Raw genomic sequence first — 25512 nt, 5'->3', positions numbered from 1 at the left:
ATGGCCCCCTGTGACCAAGATGTTCGCCGCGCTCCTGCCGGATCTCTCCCCCCTCCGCTCCTCCCGGGACTTCCGGCTGCTCTGGGTCCAGGGGCTGGTGACGAACTTCGCGAGCTTCATGGCGATGATCGCCCTCCCCCTCCAGATCAAGGACCTCACCGACTCGCCCCTCGCGGTGGGTGCGATGGGCGCCGTCGAGCTGGTGCCGCTGGTGGTCTTCGGCCTGTACGGCGGGGCGCTCGCCGACGCCGTCGACCGGCGCAAGGTCATCCTGCTCACCGAGGCCGGGCTCGGCGTGCTGGCCGGGGTGCTGCTGGTGAACGCGCTGCTTCCGGAGCCGTTGCTGTGGCCGCTGTACGTGGTGGCGGCGGGGGTCTCGGCGCTGGCCGGGCTCCAGCGTCCCGCGCTGGACTCGTTGCTGGCCCGGATCGTCCCGCACGACCAGCTCACGGCCGCCGCCGCGCTGAACGCGGTGCGCTGGCAGATGGGCGCGATCGCGGGGCCCTCGCTGGCGGGCGTGGTCGTGGCCTTCGCCGGTCACGCCCCGGCGTACGGCATCACGATCCTGGGCTTCGCCGTCTCCGTACTGATGTGCCTGCGCCTGTCGCCCGCGCCGGCCGCGCACGACGCGCAGAAGCCGTCGCTGCGGGGCATCGCGGAGGGCGCGCGGTACGCGTGGAGCAGGCCCGTCCTGCTCGGTACGTACGCGATCGACCTGGCGGCGATGCTGTTCGCCTTCCCGAACTCGATCTTCCCGTTCCTCGCGGACGACCTCGACGCGGAGTGGTCGCTGGGGCTGATGTACGCGGCGGGCTCGGTCGGCTCGGTGCTCCTCAGCCTGACCAGCGGGTGGACCTCGCGGGTGCGGCGGCACGGGCTGTTCGTGGTGTTCGGCGCGGCGGGGTGGGGGCTGGCGATCACGGCGGCGGGGTGGTTCTCCAACGTGTGGGTGGTGCTGGTCTGCCTGGGCTTCGCCGGGGCGGGCGACATGCTGAGCGGGCTGGGCCGTTCGACGATCTGGAACCAGACGATCCCGGAGGAGCTGCGCGGCCGGCTGGCGGGCATCGAGGTGCTCTCGTACAGCGTCGGCCCGCAGCTCGGGCAGGTCAGGGCGGGTGCGATGGCCGGCTGGACCGGCACCCGCCCGGCGGTGTGGGGCGGCGGGCTGGCCTGCCTGGCGTCGGTGGGCCTGCTGTCGGCGGTCCTGCCGAGGCTGGTGACGTACGACGCGAGCACGGACGAGGACGCGCTGCGCCGCCGCGCCCACCAGGAGGCGGTCATCCAGGAGCCGGTCATCCGGGAGGCGGACACCCCGGCGCCGCCCACGACGGACCCGGCCCCGCCCACGACGTCGATGCCGACGGGCTGAGGGGCGGGGGGGGCGGGCGCACTCCGGGTGCGCGGCCCGGAGACCGTACGCACTCCCCCCGCCGCCGGACAGGCCGCCCTACCCCTTGTCACCCGGCTTGTCGTGCCACTTCGGGTCGTTCTCCCAGTCCGCGTTCCGCTCCTTCGCCGTGTCCATCGCGTGTTCCGCCTCCTGGCGGGACGCGTAGGGGCCGAAGCGGTCCTTGGCCGGGCACTCGGGGCCCTCCTCGACCTTGCCGTGCTCCAGGCAGTAGTACCACTCGCCCGGCTTGCCGACCGTGCGCTTCTTGAACAGGGCCATCCCCGGCTCCCTTTCCTCTTCGTCGTCCGTGCCGTCGTGCGCGCCGTCGTCGATGACGTCGTCGTCCCTCACGTCCCTGACGCCATGCTGCCCCCGGACCGTCGTCGTGACGCTGGTTAGACTCGCTGGCATGTCTGGCCAGTCGCTGCTCGTACCAGGGGAGCTCTCTCCCGCACGCTCCGTTCCCGGAAACATCCGGCGCCCCGAATACGTCGGGAAACCCGCTCCTACCCCGTACACCGGGCCCGAGATCCAATCCGCCGAAACGATTGAGCTGATGCGGATCGCGGGGCGCATCGCCGCGCGGGCGATGGAGGAGGCCGCCAAGCACATCGCGCCGGGGGTGACGACCGACGAGCTGGACCGGGTCGCCCACGCCTACATGTGCGACCACGGCGCCTACCCCTCGACCCTCGGCTACCGCGGCTTCCCCAAGTCGCTCTGCACCTCGGTCAACGAGGTCATCTGCCACGGCATCCCGGACTCCACGGTGCTCCGCGACGGGGACATCGTGAACCTGGACGTCACCGCGTACATCGGCGGGGTGCACGGCGACAACAACGCCACCTACTTCTGCGGCGACGTCGACGAGGAGTCGAAACTGCTCGTCGAGCGGACCCGTGAGGCGCTGAACCGCGCGATCAAGGCCGTGCGTCCCGGACGCCAGCTCAACGTGATCGGGCGGGTCATCGAGTCGTACGCCAAGCGCTTCGGCTACGGCGTCGTCAGGGACTTCACCGGGCACGGGATCAACACGTCCTTCCACTCCGGGCTGATCGTCCCGCACTACGACAGCCCGCACGCGACGACCGTCATCCGCCCCGGCATGACCTTCACCATCGAGCCGATGCTCACTCTCGGTACGTACGAGCACGACATGTGGGACGACGGCTGGACGGTCGTGACCAAGGACCGCAAGCGGTCGGCGCAGTTCGAGCACACCCTCGTGGTGACGGACACCGGCGCGGAGATCCTCACGCTTCCCTGACCTTTTCCGGCCCTCCCCCGGCCCTTCCGGCCCTTCCCGGGCGGCCTCCGAGCGCGAGCGTCCCTGGTGGGACGCGGGTAGCGTTTTACCGACAGGACGTCGGGAACCACTTGACTTAGGTAAGCCTAAGTATGAGTATCCGTGGTGGCAAGCCCCTGCGCTGCCGCCGTGGGCACTTCCGGTGCTCCCGTCCCCCTCGGTCCCCGGAGGCCCGCCTTGGACGCACACGCCGTCACCGTCGGTACACCGCCCACACCGCCCACGCCCTTCTCCACCCTGATCCGTGTCGCGTCGCACGAGCAGCACACCCAGGCCGAGACCTCCCCGTTCATGGGCGACCTGCTGGGCGGGCGGCTCGGCGTGGACGCGTACACCCGCTACACGCAGCAGTTGTGGTTCGTCTACCGGGCGCTGGAAGGCGCGTCGGAGGCGCTGGCGGACGATCCGGTCGCCGGCCCGTTCGTCCGGCGCGAGCTGGCGCGTACCCCGGAGCTGGAACGCGACCTGGCGCATCTGTGCGGTACGGGATGGCGTACGGGCCTGGAACCACTTCCCGCGACCGCCGCGTACGCGGCCCGGGTGGAGGAGTGCGCCCGCGTGTGGCCCGGCGGATACGTGGCGCACCACTACACCCGCTACCTGGGCGACCTGTCGGGCGGCCAGATCATCCGCGACCGGGCCGAGAAGGCCTGGGGCTTCGCACGGAAGGGGGACGGGGTGCGCTTCTACGTGTTCGAGGGGATCCCGAACCCGGCCGCGTTCAAGCGCGAGTACCGCGAGCTGCTGGACGCGGTGGCGGCCGACGACCTGGAGAAGCAGCGGATCGTCGACGAGTGCAAGCGGGCGTTCGACTTCAACGGCGCGGTCTTCCGCGAGCTGGGTGAGCGGTTCCCGCGCAGCGCGTGAGGTGCGGGGCCCGGCGGCGCGTATGACCGTACGAGGCCCGGCGGCCCGTATGACCGTACGAGGCCCGGCGGCGCGTATGACGTTCGGGCCGGGCGGACGGGCGACACGCCTGCCCGCCCCGCCCGGCCGGCCCTCAGTGAGTCCGGTGCAGGCGGACCCGGCCGCCGATCTCGATCTCGCCCCGGGGCGCGGGCGCGGTGAGGATCTGGGAGCCCCGGCCCTGCGTGATGTTCAGCGCGCGGCCCAGCTGTTCGGTGAGCAGCAGCGCCGCCGCGCCCGTCGCCTCGTCCTCCGCGATGCCGTCGTCGCGGCGCGGGAAGGCGCGTGCCCTGACCCGTCCGGCCGCCTCGTCCTGCCACGCCCAGGCGTAGAGCCAGCCCTCGCCGGGCGGCGGGGCGGGCAGGGCGTCGACCTCGGCCACGGAGCCGTACTGCCGGAGGATCCGCGGCGGCGCCCATTCGGGGCGGGCGGTGATCCAGGTGAACTCGCCGTCCTGGCGCACCCACACCTCGCCCGCGGGCGGGTTCACGGATTCCAGGTCGAGCAGCCAGGCCGTCCCCACGAGGGGGTGGCCGGCGAACGGCAGCCGCAGGCCCGGGGTGTAGATGTCGACCACACCGCGCTCGGGGTCGTCGACGAACACGGTCTCGCTGTAGCCGAGTTCGGCGGCGATCGCCTGCCGGTCGGCGCGCCGGGGGTGCCGCCGCCCCTCGCGCACGACACCGAGGGTGTTGCCGTGCCGGCCGTCGGCCGCGCAGAAGACGCTGAGTACGTCGATGTCATTCACCCGCGCATTCAAACACCCGGGGCCCCGCTCTTTCGAACAGGACATCGGCCCTGAGCAACCACCCCGGGACCGGCCCGGCGAACGGCCCCCCGAAACAGGCGAAATGGACACCTTGACCCGCACTTGACCCGTCCATGACCTGACCGTGGAGCGCCTGTGACCAGGCCGTGTCCGGCCACGCGGACTGAGATCCGTGTCACTGGACGAAGGGCGAAAAGCCAGGTAAGCCTTGGTTAAGTTAGGTCTGCCTCACCGCCGTTCCCGTCCCTGTCGTCCCTGTCGTCCCCTGCCGTAGCCGCCCTCGTCTGCCCTCGCTCTTGTGGAGTCCCGTATGCGCCCTGCCCGCCTCTCCGTCGTCTCCGCGATCGCCGCGGTGGCCGCCCTGACCGCCGTCACGGGATGTACCGAGAAGAGCGACTCCAAGGCAGCCGCCGGCGCGGTCCGGGTCACGGCGGACGACACCTCGTGCGACGTGTCGAAGAAGGAGTTCCCCTCGGGCCACGTCGAGTTGGCCGTCGAGAACAAGGGCTCGAAGGTCACCGAGGTCTACCTCCTCTTCCCGGACGACCGGATCGTCACCGAGCGGGAGAACATCGGCCCCGGCACCAAGGCCACGCTGACCGCCGAGGTGAAGTCGGGGTCGTACGAAATCGCCTGCAAGCCCGGCATGAAGGGCGACGGCATCCGGCAGAAGGTCACCGTCACCGGCGGTACGGCCGCCGCGCGCAGCCCGGAGAAGGACGCCGCGGTCGCCGCGTACCGCAAGTACGCCCAGGAGCAGGCCGACGCGACGCTGCCGAAGGTGAAGGTCTTCACCGACGCCGTGCGCGCCGGTGACATCGAGGGGGCGAAGAAGGCGTACGCGCCCTCCCGCGTCGGCTGGGAGCGCACCGAGCCCGTCGCCGAATCCTTCGGTGACATCGACCCGTTGGTCGACACCCGCGCGGACGGCCTGGAGAAGGGCCAGAAGTGGACCGGCTGGCACCGGCTGGAGAAGGAACTCTGGCAGGACAAGAAGCTGAGCCCGGACGCCCCGGGCCTCGCGGACGAGCTGGACAAGGACCTGGCCGACTGGCAGAAGCGCGTCGGCACGGCCGTCATCACGCCGACCTCCATGGCCAACGGCGCCAAGGAACTGCTCGACGAGGTCGCCGCCGGCAAGATCACCGGCGAGGAGGACCGCTACAGCCACACCGACCTGGTCGACTTCAAGGCCAACGTCGAGGGGGCGCAGCAGTCGTACGAGCTGCTCAAGCCGGTCGCGGTGAAGAACGACGCGGCGCTGGTGACCGAGTTGGGCAAGCAGTTCGCCGCGTTGAACACGCTGCTCGACAAGTACCGCGCGGGCGGGGCCGGTTCGGGCGAGTTCGTCTCGTACGACACGGTCCGCGAGCCGCAGCGCAAGGAGCTGTCGGACGCGGTGAACGCGCTCGCGGAGCCGCTCTCCCGGCTCGCCGCCGCCGTCGTCAAGTAGTCGGCCTCGTCACGTCATCACGTCATCACGAAGTCATGCATCGAGCAGGGGATGGGCACGCCGTGGACGACCAGACCACCGAGGGCTCCCCGGAGGCCACCGAAGGGGCGGGCCCCGGGACCGCCGCCGGTGCCGGGAGCGCCACTGACGCCGCCGACAGCGGCGCCGCGCCCTCCCGGCGTGCCCTCCTCGGCTGGGGCGGGGCCGGGCTCGCGCTCGGTGCCGTCGCGGCCGGGGGCACCGTCGCGGCGGTGCGCGGCGGGGACCGGATCGAGCCCGCCGCGGAGAGCGGCGCGGCGGTCCCGTTCCACGGGACGCACCAGGCGGGCATCGCCACCGCCGTCCAGGACCGCCTGCACTTCGCCTCGTTCGACGTGACGACGAAGGACCGCGCCGAGCTGGTCCAGCTCCTCAAGGACTGGACGCGGGCCGCCGAGCGGATGACGGCGGGCCGGACGATCGGAGAGGGCGCGTACGGCGGGGTCGCCGAGGCGCCGCCCGACGACACGGGCGAGGCGCTGGGGCTCAAGCCGTCGCGGCTCTCGCTGACGGTCGGCTTCGGCCCCTCGCTCTTCGCCGAGAACCGGTTCGGCCTCGCGGACCGGCGGCCCGACGCGCTGGTGGACCTGCCGGGGTTCCCCGGCGACAACCTGGACCCGGCGCGCACCGGCGGCGACCTGTGCGTGCAGGCGTGCGCGGACGATCCGCAGGTCGCCGTGCACGCCATCCGCAACCTGGCGCGCATCGGCTTCGGCAAGGTCGCGGTGCGCTGGTCCCAACTGGGCTTCGGCAAGACGTCGTCGACGACGCCGGGTGCCCAGACCCCCCGTAACCTCTTCGGGTTCAAGGACGGCACCGAGAACATCGACGGGGCGGACCCGGCCGCGCTCGACCGGCACGTCTGGGTGTCCGCGAAGGACGGGGCCGGCTGGCTGGCCGGCGGCTCCTACCTGGTCGCGCGCCGGATCTCGATGCGGATCGAGAGCTGGGACCGCACCTCCCTCCAGGAGCAGGAGGACATCTTCGGCCGGGACAAGGGCGAGGGCGCGCCGGTCGGCAAGGCGCACGAGCACGACAAGCCGAACCTCAAGGCGATGCTGCCGACCGCGCATGTGCGCCTCGCGCACCCGGACGCGCACCACGGGGTGCGGATGCTGCGGCGCGGCTACTCCTTCACGGATGGTACGGACGGGCTCGGCCGCCTCGACGCGGGCCTGTTCTTCCTGGCCTACCAGCGGGACGTGCGGGACGCGTTCATCCCCGTACAGCAGTCACTGGCGCGTTCCGACGCGCTCAACGAGTACATCCAGCACGTGGGTTCAGCGGTCTTCGCGGTCCCGCCGGGCGTCCGGGACACGGGCGACTGGTGGGGCCGGGCGCTGGTCTCCTGAGCGGCAGAGAGAGCGGAAGGGACCCACCGTGTTCGGCAATTACCTGATCGGTCTGCGAGAAGGCCTGGAGGCCAGTCTCGTCGTCTGCATCCTTGTGGCGTACCTGGTGAAGACGGGTCGGCGTGACGCGCTGCGGCCCATCTGGATCGGGATCTCGGTCGCGGTGGTGCTCGCGCTGGCCTTCGGCTTCGGGCTCGAGTACGGGGCGCAGGAGCTGACGTTCGAGGCGCAGGAGACGCTGGGGGGTTCGCTGTCGATCCTCGCGGTGTGCCTGGTGACGTGGATGGTCTTCTGGATGCGGCGCACGGCCCGCCACCTCAAGGCGGACCTGGGGGCCAAGCTCGACGCGGCGCTGGCGATGGGCACGGGCGCGCTGGTCGCGACGGCGTTCCTGGCGGTGGGGCGGGAAGGCCTGGAGACGGCGCTGTTCGTCTGGGCGTCGGTGCGCGCGTCGCAGGACGGCACGTACGAGCCGCTGATCGGCGTGCTGTTGGGGCTCGGTACGGCCGTCGTGCTGGGCTGGCTCTTCTACCGGGGCGCGCTGCGGATCAACCTGGCGAAGTTCTTCACCTGGACCGGCGGGATGCTGGTCGTCGTCGCGGCGGGTGTGCTGGCGTACGGGGTGCACGACCTCCAGGAGGCCGACCACATCGGCGGGTTGTCGGACAAGGCCTTCGACATCAGCTCCACGATCCCGCCGGACAGTTGGTACGGGACGCTCCTCAAGGGCGTCTTCAACTTCCAGCCCGATCCCACCGTGGTCCAGCTCGTCGTGTGGCTCGTCTACCTGATCCCGACACTCGCGCTGTTCCTGGCCCCGGTATGGTTCGGACGGTCAGTTGGAGGCGGGGCCGGGGCCGAGGAGCAGAAGGCGACCGATGATGAGGCCGATGCGGGCAGTGGTGGGGCTGGCGGCGGTCACGTCGCTGTCACTGACGGCGAGCGGGTGCGTGACGGTGCACGGGGAGCTGGCGGTCGTACCGACGGCGCAGCGCAGTGAGGCCGCGCGGGCGCTGAAGGTCTTCACCGACGCGTACAACGCGGCGGACCGGGCGTACGACCCCGAGCTGGACGCGGGGCAGGTCACGGGAGCGCTCGGCGCGATCAACCAGGCGGGCCTGAGGTCGCGGAGCGTCACGGACCCGGACGGCAATCCCCGGCACGTACCGCTGGAACTGACCGACGCGAAGTTCACCATCCCCAAGAAGGCGGGGTGGCCGCGGTTCTTCCTCGCGGACACCGACAGCAACCGGGACGTCGACAACGGGCCGCAGGACAACCGCTGGCTGCTGGTGTTCGTACGCAACGGCCCCGACCGCGCGTGGGAGGTGGCGTACCTGACGATCATCGCCACGGGCGCGGTACCGGTGTTCAAGACGGACGGCGACGGTTGGGGCGAGGCGATACGCCCCGACGACAAGGCCCTCGCGGTGGCGCCGAACGTGCTGAGCGACGAGTACACCTCGTACCTGAAGACCGGTGAGCCCGCGCACTTCGCGCCGGGGCCGCACACCGACGGGTGGCGGACGGAGCGTCAGAAGGTGGCGCGGGTACCGGGGTTCACCCAGCAGTACGTCGACCAGCCCCTGAAGGACGGGGACTTCGCCCCGCTGGGTCTGGCGACGAAGGACGGCGGCGCGCTGGTCTTCTTCGCCTCGCGCTTCTTCGACCGGCAGACGGCGGCGAAGGGGCTGCGACCGCGCGTGAGCGCCGACGTTCAGGCGCTGATGACCACGACGGTGACCAACACCCTGACGAAGGAGTGGATGTCGAACCAGGCGGTGACCGTCCCCCGCACCGGGTCGGGCGCCGCGCAGGTCGACGTCATAGGGCGCTTGCAGGGCGTGACGGGGGCCGTGGGGTCGTAACGGGGCGTACGGGCACGGGGTCCGGTCACGTGGCGGGGGCGGCGGACCGTGGTCCGCCGCCCCCGCCGCCGATCCGGGCGTCCCGGATCGCTCAGCCGCCGTACTCGATCGCCACGCCGCCGACGCCGGTGCTCAACGGGCCGCAGCGCACACCGACGGAGGCGCTCGTGCCCGGCTTCACGTAGATCCAGTTCGAGTAGGCGTCGGGGGCCCAGCCGCAGATGGCGCGTACGGAGAACGCGTGCAGCTGCGTCCCGGGGTTGTAGCAGTCGCCGATGGCGAGATCGTCCGCGACCCAGGCACTGCATTGCAGCACGTTGCGCTCGGCGGCCGCCGCGGGTGAGGCGGTCGCGAGACCGGCGCCGCCGACCAGAGCGATCCCCGCCGCTCCGGTGACGAGTGCGCCCTTCCAGAGTTTTGTCATGCCCTGCCCCTTCTCTTCCGCCCTGTGCCGGGCGTCCTGCGCGAAAGGGTAGGAGAGAGGCGGGCAGGAGCGACCCTGACAGATGTCAGGGCTCCCGGGCGGCCCGGACCCCACACGGCCCGGGGGCGCCGGAGTCGCTCACCGGCCCAGGGGCCAGGCCACCGCGTGCGGGTCCAGTTCGCCGTTCTCGCCCGCGTACCGCGCGCAGGCGTCCGTCAGGGTCTCCAGCAGCGTCAGGGGATCGGGCAGCGGGTGCTCGGGGCCGCGGAGCCAGCGCACCGCCAGGTCGCCGGGAAGCCGGGCGGGCGGTACGAGGACGTAACTGCCCCGGCAGTGCCAGCGCAGCCCTGGGTGCTCGTCCATCGTCTCGGGGTGGCAGTCCAGTTCGCAGGGCCACCACTCGTCCTCGTCCTCCGGGGTGCCCCGGGTGGCGGTGAAGAAGAGCATGCGGTCGCCGCCGGAATCGGCCACGGGGCCGACGTCCACGGACCGTTCGAGGAGCCGCTCCAGTGCCCGGCTGCCGGCCTCCAGCGGTACGTCGAGCACGTCGTGGATCATGCCGGTCGCGGTGATGAAGTTGGCCTGCGGCTGGTTGCGGGCCCAGCGCTCGATCTGGGGGCGGTCGGTGGTCGACTGGGTCTGCCAGGCGAACGAGATGGGGTGCCTGGCCGGGGTCGGACAGCCGATCCGCTCGCAGGAACACCGGTATCCGACGGGGTGGGCCGCGGGCGAGACGGGCATACCGGCGTCGGCCACGGCGAGCAGCAGTGCCTCACGGTCCGCCGCCGCCCCGTCGAGCGCTTCGGCGCTCTTCTTGGCACGCCTGCGCAACCACTGGGGAATCCTGCTCTCCGTGCCGCGGTAGCGGCCGAAATCGTCGCCCATCTATCCCCTCACACACCTCACGCCGGCCCCTGCGGCCTCTTCCATCGTCGCACCATCCTGCCTTCCTGGTGGCCGCCCTCCCCATCCGGGGGTGGCCCACGCGGGCGGCGGGGCGGGCCCGGGTCGGGCTCGGGTCAAGGGCGGGTCACGAGCGGGTCAGGCGGGGGGCGGGCGGCGGGCGGGCGCGGGTCAGGGGCGGGGCGCGAGGCCGTACAGGGCGAGATCGGCGACGGCGTCCGCGTAGGCGTGCGTGAGCGGCAGGGTACGCATCAGCCAGCGGTGCGCGAGGGGGCCCACGAGGAGCTCCAGGGCGACACGGACGTCGATGTCCCGCCGTACGTCACCGGCCTCCTGACCGGCCCGCAGCCGCTTCACGTAGAGCTGGAGCTGAGGTTCGAGGAGCTTGCGGGCGAACTCGGCGCCCAGCTCGGCGTCGACGATCCCCTCGGCGGCGAGGGCGCGGGAGGGGAGGTCGAACGCCGGGTCGTTCATCTCGTCGACCGTGGCGCGCAGCACCAGTCTCAGGTCCGCGGCCAGGTCACCGGTGTCGGGGATCCCGTGGAGCCCCGCCCCGCCGTCGGCGGCGCGGGCCGCCTGGTCGGCGAGATCGAGGAAGGCTTCGAGGAGGACGGCGCCCTTCGAGGGCCACCACCGGTAGATCGTCTGCTTGCCCACCCCGGCCCGCGCCGCGATGGCCTCGACGGTCGTCCGCGCGTAGCCGACCTCGGTGACCAGGGCGAGCGCGGCGGCGTAGATCGCCCGGCGCGACCGTTCGCTGCGACGGGTGGGGTCGGGTGCCCTGCTGTCGGCCATGGCGTCAATCTACCAACGGGTAGCGGCCCTCCATGTCGCCGCTCGCGACGGGGGCCCGCGGCCACGGGAATCACCCGAACGGGGTCCAACGGGGCGGGCCTTGCTGAGGGATGCCCGCCGAGGCGCTACGCGTCGTCCGGCTCCCCCGCGTCGTCGGCCCCGGGCCCGGGCGGGGGCCACGCGTCGCCCCACGCCGTGTCCCGCGCCGCGCGGTACAGCCCGCCGTGCCGCTTGGTGACCGTCTCCCCACGCAGCCCCTCGGACGAGGAGCACAGCTCCAGCAGCACCTGGCCCTTGCGGATCTGCGGCTTGCGGATCACCCGGTCCCGCACCGGGTGCGGTACGAAGCGGACCGCGGCGACGTAGCTGAACTTCTCGTCCTCGTACGGCAGCGAACCACCCTTCACCTGCCGGTGCAGCGAGGAGCGGGCGACCCGCGCGGCGAAGTGGCACCAGTCCGTGCCCGGTTCGATCGGGCACGCCCCGTCGTGCGGGCAGGGCGCCGCGACGCGCATCCCCGCCCCGATGAGCCGGCGCCGCGCCTCGATGACCCTCAAGTAGCCGTCGGGGGTGCCCGGTTCCACGATCACGACGGCCTGCCCCGCCCGCGCCACGTCGTCGACGAGCGCGTCCCGGTCCCGTTCGGTCAGCTCGTTCAGCACGTACGAGACCGTGATCAGGTCGGTGTCGGGCAGCGCGAGCGGGGTGCCGATCCTGGCGCGCCGCCAGTCGACCGTACGCAGCCCGGGGAGGCCGGAACGCTCGGCCAGCTCGCGGCCCAGCGCCAGCGCGGGCTCGGCCCAGTCGAGGACGGTGGTGGTACGGGGCTCCGCCCACGTCGCGTCCGCCGCCCAGACCGCCGCGCCGGTGCCGCCGCCCACGTCCAGGTGACCGGCAGGCGCCCAGCCGGGCGCGGCGTCGGCGAGCGCGCCGAGCGCGGCCCGCACCGCCTCGAACGTCGCGGGCATCCGGTACGCGGCGTAGGCGGCGACGTCCGACCGGTCGCGCAGGAGGGGGGTGCCGGTCGGGGTGGTCCCCCGGTAGTTCGCGATGAGCCGCTCGACGGCCTGCGCGGCCTGCTTCGGCGGGAGGCCGTCCAGGAGGCCGGCGAGGGTTTTGCGCAGGGCGTCGGTGGTGGAGAGGGTCTCGGCGTTCACCGCCAAATCGTACGCACCCGCGCGATGCCGCGCGGCTCACCGATGTCCTCAATCGCCGGACGGGCTTGAGGGGGTTGCGGTCGGGCGTGACCGTTGCGGTCAAAGATGTCCTCAAACGCCGGACGGGCTTGATTTGCCTGTACGCGCGCCTGGAAGGGGGGCGGGCAGGGGTCGTGTCCGGAACGTAGAGCGTGTTTTGTGTCGCGTGATGGGGGTTGCCCTCAACAACTGGTTGCGCGCGACGTAAAACATGCAGTGCAGGACGCGGCCCCTGCCCGACCCCCGGCAACCGGCCCGCGCCAGCGCATCCGGGCCGCAGCGGGCACAATCGAGCCCGTCCGGCGATTGAGGACAATCAGTGACCCGCAGCCGCTCCCGTGGCCCGCGGACGACCTACTCCGGGGGGACCATGAGACAGCGGGCCTTACGCCTGTCCTTGCTGGCCGGCGGCATCGTGGTGGCGTTCCTCGTCCTCCTCGCGGTCCAGCGCGACAGCGACCACCCACAGACGGACGGCGTCGAAGCGAAGAGCAAGAGCGAGAGCAAGAGCACCGCACCCCTCACCCGGCTCACCACCCCACCCGCCTACAACACCGCCCACGGCTGGGAGATCACCAGCGCCTCGCCCGCCTACGCACTCGCCGGATCCGGTACCGCCACCCGCCTCGCCCACCTGGAGAGCGCCGGGCAGAACCGCTTCCGGCTACGGACCCTCGACCCCGCGACCGGCGCTCGCGGCTGGGAAGGCGCCGCCACCCGCGCCCTGTTCGCCCCCGGCCTCCCCCCGCGCCTGCTGTCCGTCACCGGCGCCGACAGCCGCGCGTACTTCGTGACCTGGTCGTACGGAAAGCTCGGCGCCACCGCCCCGGCCCCCACCGACACGATCGTCTCCCTCGACGTGTACGACGCGGCCACCGGCGCCCGGCGCCGCGTCGAAGTCCCCTGGCCCGCCGCCCCCGTGGTGTCCGCCGCCGGCTCCCGCCTGCTGATCAGCGACGGGAAGGCCACCGGCGCGGTGGTCGACCCGGCGACCGGCGAGGTGTCCCGGGTGGAGCCGGGAGCGCTCGGCCGGCCGAAGAACTGCCGGGCGTGCGGGCGGCTGACCGAGCTGCGCGCCGTCACCGAGCGGGGCGTACTGGTCGGCGGGGCGGCCGAGTTCTGGGTCCGCGGCGGCTGGTTCAGCCGTACGGTCGCCCCCGCGGGCACGGCCCCCGCCTCCGGCGTGCTGTCCTCCGTGGCCCCCGGCCGGATCCTCGCCCGGTGGCAGGGCGAGAAGGGCGGCAAGGACACCGCCACGCACGAGACCTGGGCCGTCCACGACATGACCACCGGCAAGGTGCTGGCACGAACGCGCTGCCGCACGCCCGCGCTCGCGCCCGTCGACGAGCCGCAACCCACCCTCTCCCCCACCGGCCGCTACCTGATCGCCGGCCGCCTCGCCTTCGACCTGGCGACGGGGAAGGGCCACTGCTTCGAGGCGGCGGACGGCACCGGGCCGCTGACCCTGACGGCCGTCACGGACGAGGGCACCGCGTACGGCGCGGCCCTGGCCCGCTCGGTGACGGACGCGCTGGCGGGCGGCGGCACCCCGGTCGCGGTGGACCTGACGGCCGCGACGCCCGAGGCGGTGGCACTGGCCCCCAACGTCCGGTTGCCGGGCGGCAGCACCGCCGGGGGCATGGGCCTCTTCCCCTGGACCGACGCACGGGACCGCCCGCACTTGACCGCGTACCAGCACCGCCCCTGAGCCCGGGACCGGAGCCGGGGGCCGGAACCCGGAGCCGGAACCCGGAGCCCCGGACAGTCGCCGCGCGAACGCCCCCGCCCCGGACTACCTCCGCTGCCAGGGACGCACCAACCCCAGGAAGCAGCCGATCGCGCCGACCGCGCTCACCACCTGGACCAGGGCCATCGGCGCCGCCGTCCCCTCGCCGCCGATGCCGACGAGCGGTGAGGCCACGGCCCCGATCAGGAACGACGACGTGCCGATGAGCGCCGACGCGGACCCGGCCGCGTGCGGGGTGCGCATCAGTGCCTGCGCGTTGGTGTTGGGCATCGCCAGCCCCATCGCGGACATCAGCACGAACAGGCCCGCCGCCACCGGGAAGAGCCCCACCGTGCCGAACACGCCCGTTGTCATCAGCAGCAGCGCGACCGCCGCGAACAGGATCACCGTCAGCCCGAAGGCGAGGACCCGGTCCAGGTTGACCCGGCCGACGAGCAGCTTGCCGTTGATCTGGCCGACCGCGATCAGCCCGACGGAGTTGATCCCGAAGAGCAGGCTGAACATCTGCGGCGAGGCGCCGTAGATCTCCTGGACGACGAAGGGCGAGGCGGCGACGTACGCGAACAGCGCGGCGAACGCCAGACCGCCCGCCAGCGTGTAACCGATGAAGACCCGGTCGGCGAGCAGGCCCCGCATCGTACGCAGCGCCTCGCCGACACCCCCGCTGTGCCGCCTCTCCTCGGGCAGGGTCTCGTGCAGCCACTTCCACACCACGAACGTGAGCAGCGCGCCCACCACCGTGAGCACGACGAAGATCCCGCGCCACTCGGTGAGCCGCAGCACCTGCCCGCCGATCACCGGCGCGATGATCGGCGCGACCCCGGAGATCAGCATCAGCGTGGAGAAGAACCGCGCCATCTCGTCGCCGTCGTACAGGTCACGCACCACCGCGCGGGCGATGACGATGCCCGCCGAGCCCGCCAGTCCCTGGAGGAGGCGGACGCCGATGAGGAGTTCGACGTTGGGGGCGACGGCGCACAGGGCGGTGGCGAAGACGTACACGACCATGCCGAGAAGCAGCGGCCGGCGGCGTCCCCACCGGTCGCTCATGGGGCCCACGACGATCTGGCCGAGGGCCATGCCCATCAGGCAGGCGGTCAGGGTGATCTGGACGGTGGCGGCGGGCGCGGCGAGCGAACCGGTGACGTCGGGCAGCGCCGGGAGGTACATGTCCATGGAGAGCGGCGGCAGGGCCGTGAGCCCGCCCAGGACGAGGGTGACGAGGATCCCGGCCCGGCGGGCGGCGGGTACGGCGGCTTCCCCGCGCCGCCCGGCCGACCGGTCAGGCGCCTGACGCGGGGCCGGCACCTTCACGGCCGTCCCGGTCGGACTCCCGGTCGGGTTCCCGGCCCTCCCCCCGGCCACCCCCTCCGCCGCTCCCGGCAGGAGGTGACCCGCCGCTCTGTGCCCGTCTCGTCCTTCTATGGTCCGCCCGCCGTCAGGCATCCGCATCTCCATGTCGTTGAATCCGCACCTATGCTCTCAGCTCGGGCGGCGTGATCAGGACGGATTTATCCGGGACCCCCGCGCGACCCGCGCGTTCCCCGCAGGACCCACGACGGAGGCGGCACATGACAGCGGAAGCGGAAACAGGCCGGGAAGCGGAACACGAACGGCCGGTGCCGGTACGGGTGCCCCCGGTGGCGGCCGACCGGCCGGTGCGCTGGGGTGTCCTGGCGACGGGCGGGATAGCCGAACGGTTCGTCACCGAGGTCGGCGAACTGCCGGACGCCGAGATCGTGGCCGTCGGCTCGCGCGGCGAGGCCTCGGCGAAGGAGTTCGCCGGCCGGCTCGGCATACCCCGCGCGTACGGGGCCTGGGCGGGGCTCGTCGCCGACGAGGACGTCGACATCGTGTACGTGGCCACCCCGCATTCCGCGCACCGCGCCGCCGCCGGGCTGGCCCTCGCCGCCGGGAAGCCGGTCCTCTGCGAGAAGGCGTTCACGCTCGACGCCCGGGAGGCGGGCGAGCTGGTGGCGCTGGCCGGGGAGCGGGGGCTCTTCCTGATGGAGGCCATGTGGATGTACTGCAACCCCGTGATCCGGCGCCTGGTGGAGCTCGTACGGGACGGGGCGATCGGCGAGATCAGGACCGTACAGGCGGACTTCGGCCTGGAGGGCCCGTTCCCGCCCGAACACCGGCTGCGTGACCCGGCGCTCGGCGGCGGGGCGGTCCTCGACCTCGGGGTCTACCCCGTGTCGTTCGCCCACCTGCTGCTCGGTGAGCCGGACCGGGTCCAGGCGGACGCCCTGCTCTCTCCCGAGGGCGCCGACCTCAACACCGGGATCCTGCTGGGCTGGGACGCGGGCGCGACGGCGCTCCTCACCTGCTCGGTGACGGCCGACACGCCCCGTACCGCCACCGTCACCGGCACGAAGGGCCGGATCGAGATTCCCGCGGGCTTCTTCTCGCCGGACCGGCTCGTCCTGCGGCGGTCGGGCGCGGAGCCCGAGGAGATCACGGAGGAGGGGCTGACGGGCGCGGGCGGCCTGTGGGGCATGCAGTACGAGGCGGCCGAGGTGATGCGCTGCCTGCGGGCGGGGGAGACGGAGTCGCCCCTCGTACCGCTGGCGGGCACGCTGGCCGTGATGCGGACGCTGGACGCGGTACGGGACCGGATCGGCGTGCGCTTCCCGGAAGCTGCGGCTTCGGCTGCGTAACAGAGGTCAGGCAGGCGACAGGCCCGGGCTGCCCGCTTCCGTCACGAAGGACGCCGCCGTCTTCACCGCGCCGCCCGGCGACGTGACGACGTCCACCGTCCGGAAGTCCGCCCGGGCCCGCGTGAGGCCCAGTTCGACGGTCACGTAGCCGCGCCGCCCGCTGTAGAACTTCATGTGGGGGTTGGCCGCCATGAACGTGTCCCAGTCGGCCGGCCGGTCCCGGCCGTTCTTGCCGCTGGTGACGGACGTCGCCACGATCTCCGTGCCGAGCGTGCGGGAGTCCGGGTCGTCCCAGTCCTTCTTGATGTCGTACGCGTGCCCCGTGTGCACGTCCCCCGACAGCACCATCAGATTGGCGAGCCCGGCCGCCTCCGCACCGTCCAGGAGCCGCTGCCGGGACGCCGGGTAGCCGTCCCAGGAGTCCATCGACAGCTTGTAGCCGGCGGTCGGGGCGGTACGGCGGCGGGCGAAGGTCACCTGCTGCGGTACGACGTTCCAGGTCGCCGACGAACTCTTCCAGCCGTCCAGCAGCCACCGCTCCTGGGTCTCGCCGGTCAGGGTGCGCGACGGGTCCTCGGACTTCGGGCCCGGCACCTGCCAGCCGTCGCCGTACGCCTGGTCGGAGCGGTACTGCCGGGTGTCCAGGACGTCGAACTGGGCGAGCCGGCCGTACCCCAACCGCCGGTAGAGCACCACGTCCGGGCCGGTGGGCGCCATGAGGGGGGCCAGCGGCTGGTTCTCCCAGTACGCGCGGTACGAGGCGGCCCGGCGCAGCAGGAACTCCTCCGGGGACACGGCGTTCTCGGGGATCGCGCCGGCGTAGTTGTTCTCGGTCTCGTGGTCGTCCCACGTGACGACGAACGGGTGCGCGGCGTGCGCGGCGATCAGGTCCGGGTCGGACTTGAAGAGCGCGTACCGCAGCCGGTAGTCGTCCAGCGTGACCGTCTCCCGGTTGAAGACGGCGGGCAGTGTGCGGTCGGTGTAGTCGCGGGCGCCGCCGGTGGCGGAGACGGCGTACTCGTACAGGTAGTCGCCCAGGTGGAAGACGACGTCCAGGTCCTCGTCGGCGAGGTGCCTGAACGCGGTGAAGTACCCGTCGTGGTAGGCCTGGCAGGAGACGGCGGCGAACCGCAGCCGGTTCACGAGCGCGCCGGACGCGGGGGCGGTACGGGTCCGCCCCGCCGGGCTGATCCACGGACCGGTACGGAAGCGGAACCAGTACACGCGGTCGGCGTCGAGGCCCCGCACGTCGACGTGCACGCTGTGGTGGAACTCGGGGTGCGCGGTCGCCTCGCCCCGCGCCTCGATCCTGGCGAACCCCGCGTCCCGGGCGACCTCCCAGCTCACGGCGACGCGCTCCTGGGGGAGGCCGCTGTCCGGTACGTACGGGTCGGGCGCGAGCCTCGTCCAGAGGAACACGCCGTCGGGGCGGGGGTCGCCGGAGGCCACGCCGAGGGTGAACGGGTCGGCGGTGAGCCTCCCGGCGTCCAGCTCGGCGGCGCCCGCGACACCGGCGACGGGGAGGTTCACGGCGAACGCGAGGACGGCGGCGGTGGCGGCGCTCGCGCCGCTCAGGACGCGGCGGCGGGGGAGGCTTCCGGTGCGCGCCAGGGACGTGAGGTGCTGGGCGGCGGCCCTGAGTTCGGGTGCGTGGCGGTGTGCGGCGGTCATGTGCCCCTCCCCTGTCGGCTCTCCTGACGACGGTCCTGGCAGGGACGGGTGCGATGAGATCCACGAGATCCACGTGCCTCGCCTATCTGTACCTCAACTACGCTGCGGGCCCATGAACGCCATGCGGGAGATCAACTCCAAGCACAAGATCGCACTGGTGACGGGCGCCGGCTCGGGCGTCGGGCGCGCGGTCTCGGTCGCGCTGGGCCGCGCGGGCTGGTCGCTGGTCCTGGCGGGGCGGACCGCGTCACGGCTGGCCGGGACGGAGGCGCTCACGGGCTCCTCCACCGAGGTGCTGGCCGTCCCCACCGACGTGACCGTCCCCGAGGAGGTGGACGCGCTCTTCGCGGCGGCGCGGGAGCGGTACGGGCGGCTGGACCTGCTCTTCAACAACGCGGGCACGTCCGGGCCCGGCGGGTTGCCTCTCGACGAGCTGCCGTACTCGGCGTGGCGGAAGGTCGTGGACACCAACCTGACCGGCAGCTTCCTGTGCGCGCAGGGGGCGTTCCGCCAGATGAAGGCGCAGGATCCGCGGGGCGGCCGGATCATCAACAACGGCTCGGTCTCGGCGCACGCGCCGCGCCCGGACTCGATCGCGTACACCGCCACGAAGCACGGCGTGACGGGCCTGACGAAGTCCCTGTCCCTGGACGGCCGCCCGTACGGGATCGCGTGCGGCCAGATCGACATCGGCAACGCGGCGACGGACATGACGGAACGGATGCGAAGTGGCGTTCCGCAGGCGAACGGGGAGGTGGCGGTGGAGCCGGTGATGGAGGTCGCCGACGTCGCGGACATGGTGGTGTACATGGCGGGCCTGCCCTTGTCCGCGAACGTCCAGTTTGCCACGGTGATGGCCACAAAAATGCCCCTGATCGGCCGAGGCTGACCCCACCCCGGGATGTCCTCAAACGCCGGACGGGCTTGATTCGTCGCCGCAGCGGGCACGAACAAGCCCGTCCGGCGATTGAGGACAACAGTGACCGCGACGCGGGCACCACCCGAGCCATGGAATGGACGCCAACCACCACCGCGTTGACAACGACATGCCCGCTCCCCTCAGATACACCGCCTTCTCCACCACCCCCACCGGAGGCAACCCCGCAGGGGTGGTCCTCGACGCCACCCACCTCACCGACACCGACATGCTCGCCATCGCGGGCGACCTCGGTTACAGCGAGACCGCGTTCCTCACCGCCCCGCCCGAGGGACTCGGCGAGCCCGGACGCGCCTACACCGTCCGGTACTTCAGCCCCCGCGCGGAAGTACCGTTCTGCGGCCACGCCACCGTCGCCACCGCCATCGCGCTCGCCGATCGCGTCGGCCCCGGCGAGTTCGTGTTCGCGACCCCGGCCGGCACCGTGCCGGTCACGGTCACCCGCACGCCGGGCGACGGCACCACCACCGGCACCACCACCGCCACCCTCACCAGCGTCACCCCCCACGTCACCCCCATCCCCGCCCCCGACGTCGAAGAGGCCCTCGCCGCACTCCGCTGGCCCGCCACGGACCTGGACCCCGCCCTGCCGCCCCGCATCGCGTTCGCCGGCGCCCGCCACCTCGTGCTCGCCGCCGCGACCCGGGCCCGCCTCGCGGACCTGTCGTACGACTTCGACCGCCTCGAAACATTCATGCGGCAACGGGACCTGACGACCGTCCAGCTCGTCTGGCGCGAGTCGGCGGACGTGTTCCACGTCAGGAACCCGTTCCCGGTCGGCGGCGTCGTGGAGGACCCGGCCACCGGCGCCGCGGCGGCCGCCTTCGGCGCGTACGCCCGGGAGTTGGGCATCGTGCCGGACACGGCGACCCTCACCCTGCACCAGGGCGCCGACATGGGCCGCCCCGGCGTGCTGACGGTCGAGCTGAGGGCGGGCGACGCGCGCGTACGGGTAGGCGGCGCCGGCGCGCGCATCCCCTCGCCCCCGCTCCCTCAGTAACCGGCGGAGCCGTAACCACCGGCGCCGGACGACGCCGACGAAGGCGCCGAAGAGGAGGCGGCCGGGGCGATCCGGTCGCCCGTCGGCGAGACGACGTACCAGTTCGCGCCGAAGCCGTTGAGGCCCTCCCCGTTGGTCTGGCCCGCCGCGCTGTCCCCCTTGAAGTAGTAGAGGGGGTGCCCGTTGTACGTGACCTGCCGGGAGCCGTCGCTCCGCGCGATGGTGTTCAGCTTGCCCCCGGTGACCCCCGAACCGGCCTTGGCCGTGCCGGACGCCGTCAGCGGCGGCCACTGGGCGGCGCAGGCGCCGTCGCAGGTGGAACGGGAGCCGGTGTCGGACGCGAAGAGGTAGAGGGTCCTGCCGGCGCTGTCGGTGAGGTACGTGCCGAGGCTGCCGCTCCGCGCGTCCACCGACACCGCCGTACCCGAGCCGGAGCCCGTACCCGAGCCCTTACCCGATCCCGCAGCCTGTACAGCGGACTGGGCGGACCGGGCGGACGAGTGCGCGGACGGGGTGGGGGCGGGACTCGACGAGGAGCTCCCGGACCCGCAGGCGGCCGCGAACGCGGCGAGCGCGGCGACGGCGAGACCGAGTCCCGCCGAGGTGGAGAGCTTCCTCTTGCCCTGGAGGTGGTTCATGGCGCTTCCTGACGTGGGGTGGGCGCCCGTCCCTGCGGCGGCGCGCCTCCCCCATCAGTACGTGACCGCTACACGAATTTCTCAGATACTCACCCAAATGGGACAGTGAGCGAGAACACGCACCATGTCATGAACAAAAGGGCGAAGTCATCCGTAGCCCGGCGCCGCACCCCGCCACCCCCGCCGGCGCAGGCTCAGGACTCCTCGACGGCCTTCTTGATCCGCTGGGCGAACGCCGGCGCGTCCTTGCGGGCGGCGCTCAGCGCGACGCCGACGAGGAGCTTGCCGATGCCGTGGCCCTCCAGGGCGTTGTAGATCCGCACCCGCGTCCTGCCGCCCTCCAGGGACTCCAGGTCGTAGCCGCCCTCGGTGGCCGTGACCGTGTTCTTGGAGGTCTCGGTCCAGCGGATCCGGGTGGGCGCCTCCAGCTCACTGATGCGGAATTCCCGCTTCGTCGTCATCCCGGCGTCCTTCACCGTGCTGAGGAAGACGGTGTCCACCGCGGTGGCGCCCTCCGGGGACTTCACGATCTGCTGCACCCGGGGGCTGAACTTGGGGTCGTTCGTACCGTCCGCCAGGAACGCGAAGACCTCCTCGATGGGGCGGTTGATCTCCGTGGTCGCCTCGAACTGTCCAGCCATGATCACTCCTAGATCGTTCAAGCAACGTGGGGCACAAGTGAGCCCGGCCCGGCGGGAAAGGCAGCCCGCGGGAGCGGGCCGTTGCCGTACCCCCATTCTCGCGGGTCCGGCCCCTCCTCCACCACCTGAAACGGCCGACTCGCCGCACGGCCCCCTTCCGGTCCCGCCGCACAGGCCCCTTCCGGTCGCCGCACAGGCCCGCCGGAGCCCGCACAGACCCGCCGGAGCCCGGCCCCCCGGCCCCGCCGGCGCCGAGCGGAGAGAATGCGGGCTCGGGCCGCCACCGGAGCCGGTCCGACGATCTGGAGGCAGTCATGTCGCATCCCACCGGCGTCGACCTCGGAAGCCCGATACGCACGGCGACCGTGCGGGAGCTGGACCCGCTGGCCGCCGACCCCGCCCTCTCCGCGCTCCGCGAGCAGAACGCCCGCGCCGACGTCCCCGCCCTGGCCGCCGCCCTGCGCGGCCTCGTACCGGCGCTCGACGCGGTCGGCGCGTACTCCGCCGAGCGGTGTGCGGCCGCGATGCGCGACCTCGGCCTGTTCCTCGGCTCGATCAAGCGCCACGGACCCGAACCCCTCTCCCTTGTACCGGAGTTACGTCCCGTCCTGCTCGAACTCGGCCGCCGTACCGACCTGGTGCCCCGGGACACCGTGCACCACTACTGCACCTGGAACCCGGTCGGCGAGCGGCAGCGCATGTACACCGGTGACGCCCAGGAGGCCCGCCTCCAGGAGTCGGTACGGCTGGTCTTCCCGCACCTGCGCGCGGGCATCGAACTGGCCGCGACGCTCAGCGACACGGCGCCGGACGACGCCCAATTCCGCCGGTCGGCGGAGGAGTTGACCGCTCACGTCGAGCGGATCGTGACCGCGATCGACCTGGTCGTCGCCCATGTCACCCCGGAGTTCTTCGCCCTCGGACTCCGCCCGTACTTCGAGGAGATCACGGTCGGCGACCGGGTCCTGATGGGGCCGGCGGCGGCCCAGGTCCCGCTGTGGCTGATCGACCAGGCGCTCTGGGCCTCGGACCACAGCGAACCCGCGTACGCCGAGTTCGTCCGGGACTCGGTGCCGTACGCGCTCCCGCGCTGGCGCGACCTGTACGCGCGCTGGAGCCGGGTCCCGTCCGTGGTCTCCCGGCTGGTGGAGGCCTTCGGCGACAACCCGGACGACGCGGCGCGCAGGATGCCCGCGCTGCGCGCGAACAGCGAGGCGCTGGCGCGGCTGCTGCGCGTGATAGTGGTCTTCCGCGGCCGCCATCTGGCCCTCGCGAGGAAGGCGTACGACGCGGATCTGCGCCGCTACCCGGTCGGCAGCGGCGGCGGCAGCACCGATCTCCTGCGGCAGATCCTCGACCTCACCCGGACCGCCGCCCGGCTGACCACCCGTCCCGCGGACAGCGGCGCGGGACGGACCTGACCCGTACCCCTTCGCGGGGGAACCGGGCCCGGCGGGGGGAACCGGGCCGCGTGCTTCCTTCTTACTTGCTCCCTGTTACGGCCTCACGGCCTCACGGCATTACGGCATTACGGCAGGGTCTTCTTCGCCGCGACCGGGGAGTCCTCACGGTAGAAGATGTCGATGTCGACCTCTTCCCCTCCGACGATCATCGTGTCCCACGCCCCGCTCTCCAGCAGGGTCCGCAGGGTCTCGCTCCTCATCGTGCCGAGATGGTCCCTCAGGACCGTGTCGTCGGGCATGCCGGGGATGCGCGGCGCCAACCGGTCCCGGATGGCGCGCAGTTGCACCATGAGCGCCTCGATGTCGGCTTCCTTGTCCAGGTCGTCCGCCGCTTCCGCCGCCGCGATGCTCCGCGCGATCTTGTCCTTGATCGCGGCGGTGACGCCGTCCTCGTCGGTGGTCACCATCGCCTTCCAGGCCCGGCTCTTGTGCCGGTACTGGAGCATCGACATCGCCGCTTCGTGGCGGACGAAGTCGGCGTCGCGGAAGGGTCTGCCCCGCCAGCTGTTCTTGAGCGAGCGCGCGAGCGAGATGGCGGACGCCAGGCCGCTGTTGAGCCCGCGCCCCGGCCAGAAGTGGATCGCGTTGGCCGCGTCGCCGAGGAGGAATCCGTACGTTCCCGGAGTGGCCGACGTCGCCGAGTACAGGTGGGCGGTGAAGCGCGGCCGCTGCACCATGTCCAGCCGGAACGCGGTGACGGCGCTGAGGTTCCCCTCGGAGATGCCGAAGAGCGCCAGCCCCTCGATCACCCGCTTCCACAGGGCCGATCCCCTGACCAGCGCGGGCAGGAACAGCGTGCCGTGGGTGGAGCAGTGGAAGTCGCCGTCCTCGTCGCGGCCCATGACGCAGGGGCGCGAGGCGATGCAGTCCTCGAAGACGTGCCGGACGGGGTCGATGCCGACCACTTCCTTGGCCTCCTCGTCGGTGAGGCGCATGTTCAGGAAGCCCTCGCCGCGCAGGGCGTTGAGGAGGAACCGGTTCTGGGCGACGGTCAGCAGGACGGTCATGGGGTCGGTCAGGTCGGACTTCACCCGCAGGCCGAGCACGACGTCCTGGACGTGGTGGCCGTCCAGCGAGTAGATCGACGTGTCGGCGTTGCCGAACTTGGACGTGAAGTGGTCACGCGTCCGGGAGCGGCCGCCCTCGCAGATGGCGAGCACGTGGTCCTTGACCAGGGTGTCGTGCCGCTCGGTCGGATCGAACCTCTCCGGAACGAGCGTGATGCTCCCGGACTTCTCGTTCGCTATCTCGAGCAGCTTGTCCTCGACGTGCGCGATGCGGATGTTCCGCGGGTTGAAGCCACGGATCGAGTCGGGGCCCGCGGGCCACATCTCGGAGTACGCCTCGGGGGTGAAGAGGCGCGCCTGGATCTCCTCGGGCAGATTCAGGTACTGGCGGCTCTGGACCGTGACGACCTGCTGCCGCCGTACGTTCCCCTGGCCCTGGTTCTTCCATACGATCCGCTCGTCCTCCCGGACCCAGCGGCCGTCGTACACCGTGATGGCCACCTGGGGGCCGAGGAGGTGCTCCAGCAGCAGGGCGAGGCTCAGTCCGACCGGTCCGCCGCCCGCGATCGTGACCTTGAGGACCGGGCCCGGCTCGACGGCCGGCGTAGAGGCCATGAGCGACTCGATCAGGGAGAGATCCATGATCGTCTCCATGGCGTCGGCGACCTCGAAACAGAACGTCTCGTCGCCGATCTTGATCAGGTCGCCGGGCCGCAGCACGTGCGAGGTCACGCGCTTCCCGTTGACCAGCGTGCCGTTGCTGCTCCCCCGGTCGTGCAGGACGTAGCCGTCGGCCTCGCGGACCACCTCGGCGTGGAAGCGCGAGGCGCTGCCACCCGTGATGACCACGCTGTTGTCGCCCTTGCGCCCGAAGGTGATCGGCTCGTCGCCGACCGGGATTCGTCGTCCGGCGAGAGCGCCTTCGCGCCCAACTATTTCAGGAGGCACAGGTCACTCCTTTCCCTTGCTCGTAGACGGTCGCAGACCGTCGCGGACAGTGACATGACGGTGGCCGTGGGTCGTGGGACCGACGACCCACGACGGGGCGGATGACCCGGGGAGATCGATGCGCGGGGCGTCGCCGCCGAGGCGCCGGACGGGACGTCGCGCACCGGGCCGACCGGGTCGCCCGGCACGATCCGTTCGCGCTCCGGAGTCGAGTCGCCCCTGTTCAGCGGGTACGTCAGGGCCTTCGGCCAGGTGGCAGCATAGCCCGCCGCCGGGCCGTCCCTGAGGTCGTGTCAGTACCTCCGCCTGGCGGGCCGCCGCCGCGGCGGGCCGGCCCGCGCGGGGCCGTACCGGCTACCGGACACCCGCGATCCGCCCCCTCCGCGCACACCCGCCACT

Annotated in this window: 23 protein-coding genes; 12 read left to right on the top strand and 11 right to left on the bottom strand. The window is 72.4% G+C overall.

Features of this window, described 5'->3' with window-relative positions:
• Positions 1–19 precede the first annotated feature (19 nt).
• Positions 20–1369, top strand: coding sequence for an MFS transporter (locus HA039_RS24800; protein ID WP_167037564.1), 1350 nt, complete (start codon positions 20–22; stop codon positions 1367–1369).
• Between the two features lie 78 nt (positions 1370–1447).
• Here HA039_RS24800 and HA039_RS24795 read toward each other — a convergent pair whose 3' ends face one another.
• Complete coding sequence (locus tag HA039_RS24795; RefSeq protein WP_167037561.1) at positions 1448–1669, bottom strand: hypothetical protein; 222 nt, start codon at positions 1667–1669, stop codon at positions 1448–1450.
• A 130-nt stretch (positions 1670–1799) separates the two neighbouring features.
• Here HA039_RS24795 and map point away from each other — a divergent pair, with 130 nt between their 5' ends.
• On the top strand, positions 1800–2657 hold the full coding sequence (map, locus tag HA039_RS24790; protein WP_167033550.1) for a type I methionyl aminopeptidase: 858 nt from the start codon (positions 1800–1802) through the stop codon (positions 2655–2657).
• A gap of 216 nt (positions 2658–2873) precedes the next feature.
• Positions 2874–3563 (top strand): biliverdin-producing heme oxygenase, encoded by a 690-nt coding sequence (locus HA039_RS24785; protein ID WP_167033548.1) that lies wholly within the window; start codon positions 2874–2876, stop codon positions 3561–3563.
• A gap of 133 nt (positions 3564–3696) precedes the next feature.
• Here HA039_RS24785 and HA039_RS24780 read toward each other — a convergent pair whose 3' ends face one another.
• Positions 3697–4350 (bottom strand): PhzF family phenazine biosynthesis protein, encoded by a 654-nt coding sequence (locus HA039_RS24780; RefSeq protein WP_243869730.1) that lies wholly within the window; start codon positions 4348–4350, stop codon positions 3697–3699.
• 331 nt (positions 4351–4681) lie between these two features.
• Here HA039_RS24780 and efeO point away from each other — a divergent pair, with 331 nt between their 5' ends.
• From efeO to HA039_RS24760, 4 genes are all read left to right on the top strand, one after another.
• Positions 4682–5824, top strand: a complete 1143-nt coding sequence (gene efeO, locus HA039_RS24775; RefSeq protein ID WP_167033544.1) for an iron uptake system protein EfeO — start codon at positions 4682–4684, stop codon at positions 5822–5824.
• Positions 5825–5886: 62 nt separating this feature from the next.
• The gene (gene efeB, locus HA039_RS24770) at positions 5887–7215 is read left to right on the top strand and encodes an iron uptake transporter deferrochelatase/peroxidase subunit (protein ID WP_243869728.1); all 1329 of its coding nucleotides are present in this window, start codon (positions 5887–5889) and stop codon (positions 7213–7215) included.
• Between the two features lie 28 nt (positions 7216–7243).
• Complete coding sequence (gene efeU, locus HA039_RS24765; RefSeq protein WP_167033540.1) at positions 7244–8215, top strand: iron uptake transporter permease EfeU; 972 nt, start codon at positions 7244–7246, stop codon at positions 8213–8215.
• Positions 8097–9083, top strand: a complete 987-nt coding sequence (locus HA039_RS24760) for an SCO2278 family lipoprotein (RefSeq protein WP_243870251.1) — start codon at positions 8097–8099, stop codon at positions 9081–9083. The genes efeU and HA039_RS24760 overlap by 119 nt, the downstream gene beginning before the upstream one ends.
• Before the next feature lie 91 nt (positions 9084–9174).
• On the opposite strand, the gene HA039_RS24755 is transcribed toward HA039_RS24760, so the two are convergent.
• The 4 genes from HA039_RS24755 to HA039_RS24740 all read right to left on the bottom strand — a co-directional run bounded on the left by HA039_RS24755 (position 9175) and on the right by HA039_RS24740 (position 12362).
• Positions 9175–9507, bottom strand: coding sequence for a hypothetical protein (locus HA039_RS24755; RefSeq protein WP_167033536.1), 333 nt, complete (start codon positions 9505–9507; stop codon positions 9175–9177).
• 138 nt (positions 9508–9645) lie between these two features.
• Positions 9646–10392: a bifunctional DNA primase/polymerase gene (locus HA039_RS24750; RefSeq protein WP_167033534.1), complete on the bottom strand. Its 747-nt coding sequence runs from the start codon at positions 10390–10392 to the stop codon at positions 9646–9648.
• Between the two features lie 189 nt (positions 10393–10581).
• Complete coding sequence (locus tag HA039_RS24745; RefSeq protein WP_167033532.1) at positions 10582–11205, bottom strand: TetR/AcrR family transcriptional regulator; 624 nt, start codon at positions 11203–11205, stop codon at positions 10582–10584.
• Positions 11206–11330: 125 nt separating this feature from the next.
• Complete coding sequence (locus tag HA039_RS24740) at positions 11331–12362, bottom strand: small ribosomal subunit Rsm22 family protein (RefSeq protein WP_167033529.1); 1032 nt, start codon at positions 12360–12362, stop codon at positions 11331–11333.
• 409 nt (positions 12363–12771) lie between these two features.
• Here HA039_RS24740 and HA039_RS24735 point away from each other — a divergent pair, with 409 nt between their 5' ends.
• Entirely contained in the window at positions 12772–14109 is a 1338-nt protein-coding gene (locus HA039_RS24735; RefSeq protein ID WP_208298705.1) for a hypothetical protein, read from the top strand.
• Between the two features lie 84 nt (positions 14110–14193).
• Here HA039_RS24735 and HA039_RS24730 read toward each other — a convergent pair whose 3' ends face one another.
• Positions 14194–15594 (bottom strand): multidrug effflux MFS transporter, encoded by a 1401-nt coding sequence (locus HA039_RS24730; protein ID WP_425086382.1) that lies wholly within the window; start codon positions 15592–15594, stop codon positions 14194–14196.
• Between the two features lie 125 nt (positions 15595–15719).
• On the opposite strand from HA039_RS24730, the gene HA039_RS24725 reads away from it, so the two are divergent.
• Positions 15720–16808 carry a Gfo/Idh/MocA family protein gene (locus HA039_RS24725; RefSeq protein ID WP_167033528.1) on the top strand — a complete coding sequence of 363 codons (1089 nt, stop codon included), beginning with the start codon at positions 15720–15722 and terminating at the stop codon, positions 16806–16808.
• 6 nt (positions 16809–16814) lie between these two features.
• Here HA039_RS24725 and HA039_RS24720 read toward each other — a convergent pair whose 3' ends face one another.
• Entirely contained in the window at positions 16815–18479 is a 1665-nt protein-coding gene (locus HA039_RS24720; protein WP_167033526.1) for an alkaline phosphatase D family protein, read from the bottom strand.
• 112 nt (positions 18480–18591) lie between these two features.
• Between HA039_RS24720 and HA039_RS24715 the strand changes: the two genes are divergently transcribed.
• The gene (locus HA039_RS24715; RefSeq protein ID WP_243869724.1) at positions 18592–19368 is read left to right on the top strand and encodes an SDR family oxidoreductase; all 777 of its coding nucleotides are present in this window, start codon (positions 18592–18594) and stop codon (positions 19366–19368) included.
• A 157-nt stretch (positions 19369–19525) separates the two neighbouring features.
• On the top strand, positions 19526–20416 hold the full coding sequence (locus tag HA039_RS24710) for a PhzF family phenazine biosynthesis protein (protein ID WP_167033522.1): 891 nt from the start codon (positions 19526–19528) through the stop codon (positions 20414–20416).
• On the opposite strand, the gene HA039_RS24705 is transcribed toward HA039_RS24710, so the two are convergent.
• Complete coding sequence (locus HA039_RS24705) at positions 20410–21054, bottom strand: COG4315 family predicted lipoprotein (protein ID WP_167033520.1); 645 nt, start codon at positions 21052–21054, stop codon at positions 20410–20412. The genes HA039_RS24710 and HA039_RS24705 overlap by 7 nt on opposite strands.
• A gap of 194 nt (positions 21055–21248) precedes the next feature.
• On the bottom strand, positions 21249–21695 hold the full coding sequence (locus HA039_RS24700) for an SRPBCC family protein (protein ID WP_167033518.1): 447 nt from the start codon (positions 21693–21695) through the stop codon (positions 21249–21251).
• Between the two features lie 314 nt (positions 21696–22009).
• Between HA039_RS24700 and HA039_RS24695 the strand changes: the two genes are divergently transcribed.
• On the top strand, positions 22010–23116 hold the full coding sequence (locus tag HA039_RS24695) for a monodechloroaminopyrrolnitrin synthase PrnB family protein (protein ID WP_167033516.1): 1107 nt from the start codon (positions 22010–22012) through the stop codon (positions 23114–23116).
• A 107-nt stretch (positions 23117–23223) separates the two neighbouring features.
• On the opposite strand, the gene HA039_RS24690 is transcribed toward HA039_RS24695, so the two are convergent.
• On the bottom strand, positions 23224–25113 hold the full coding sequence (locus HA039_RS24690) for an FHA domain-containing protein (RefSeq protein ID WP_167033514.1): 1890 nt from the start codon (positions 25111–25113) through the stop codon (positions 23224–23226).
• Between the last annotated feature and the right edge of the window lie 399 nt (positions 25114–25512).

The sequence above is a fragment of the Streptomyces liangshanensis genome, assembly GCF_011694815.1.
GTDB classification, from domain to species: Bacteria; Actinomycetota; Actinomycetes; order Streptomycetales; family Streptomycetaceae; genus Streptomyces; species Streptomyces liangshanensis.
The sequence above is the reverse complement of the archived record's forward strand: the minus strand, read 5'-3'. Positions and strand labels throughout refer to the sequence as shown.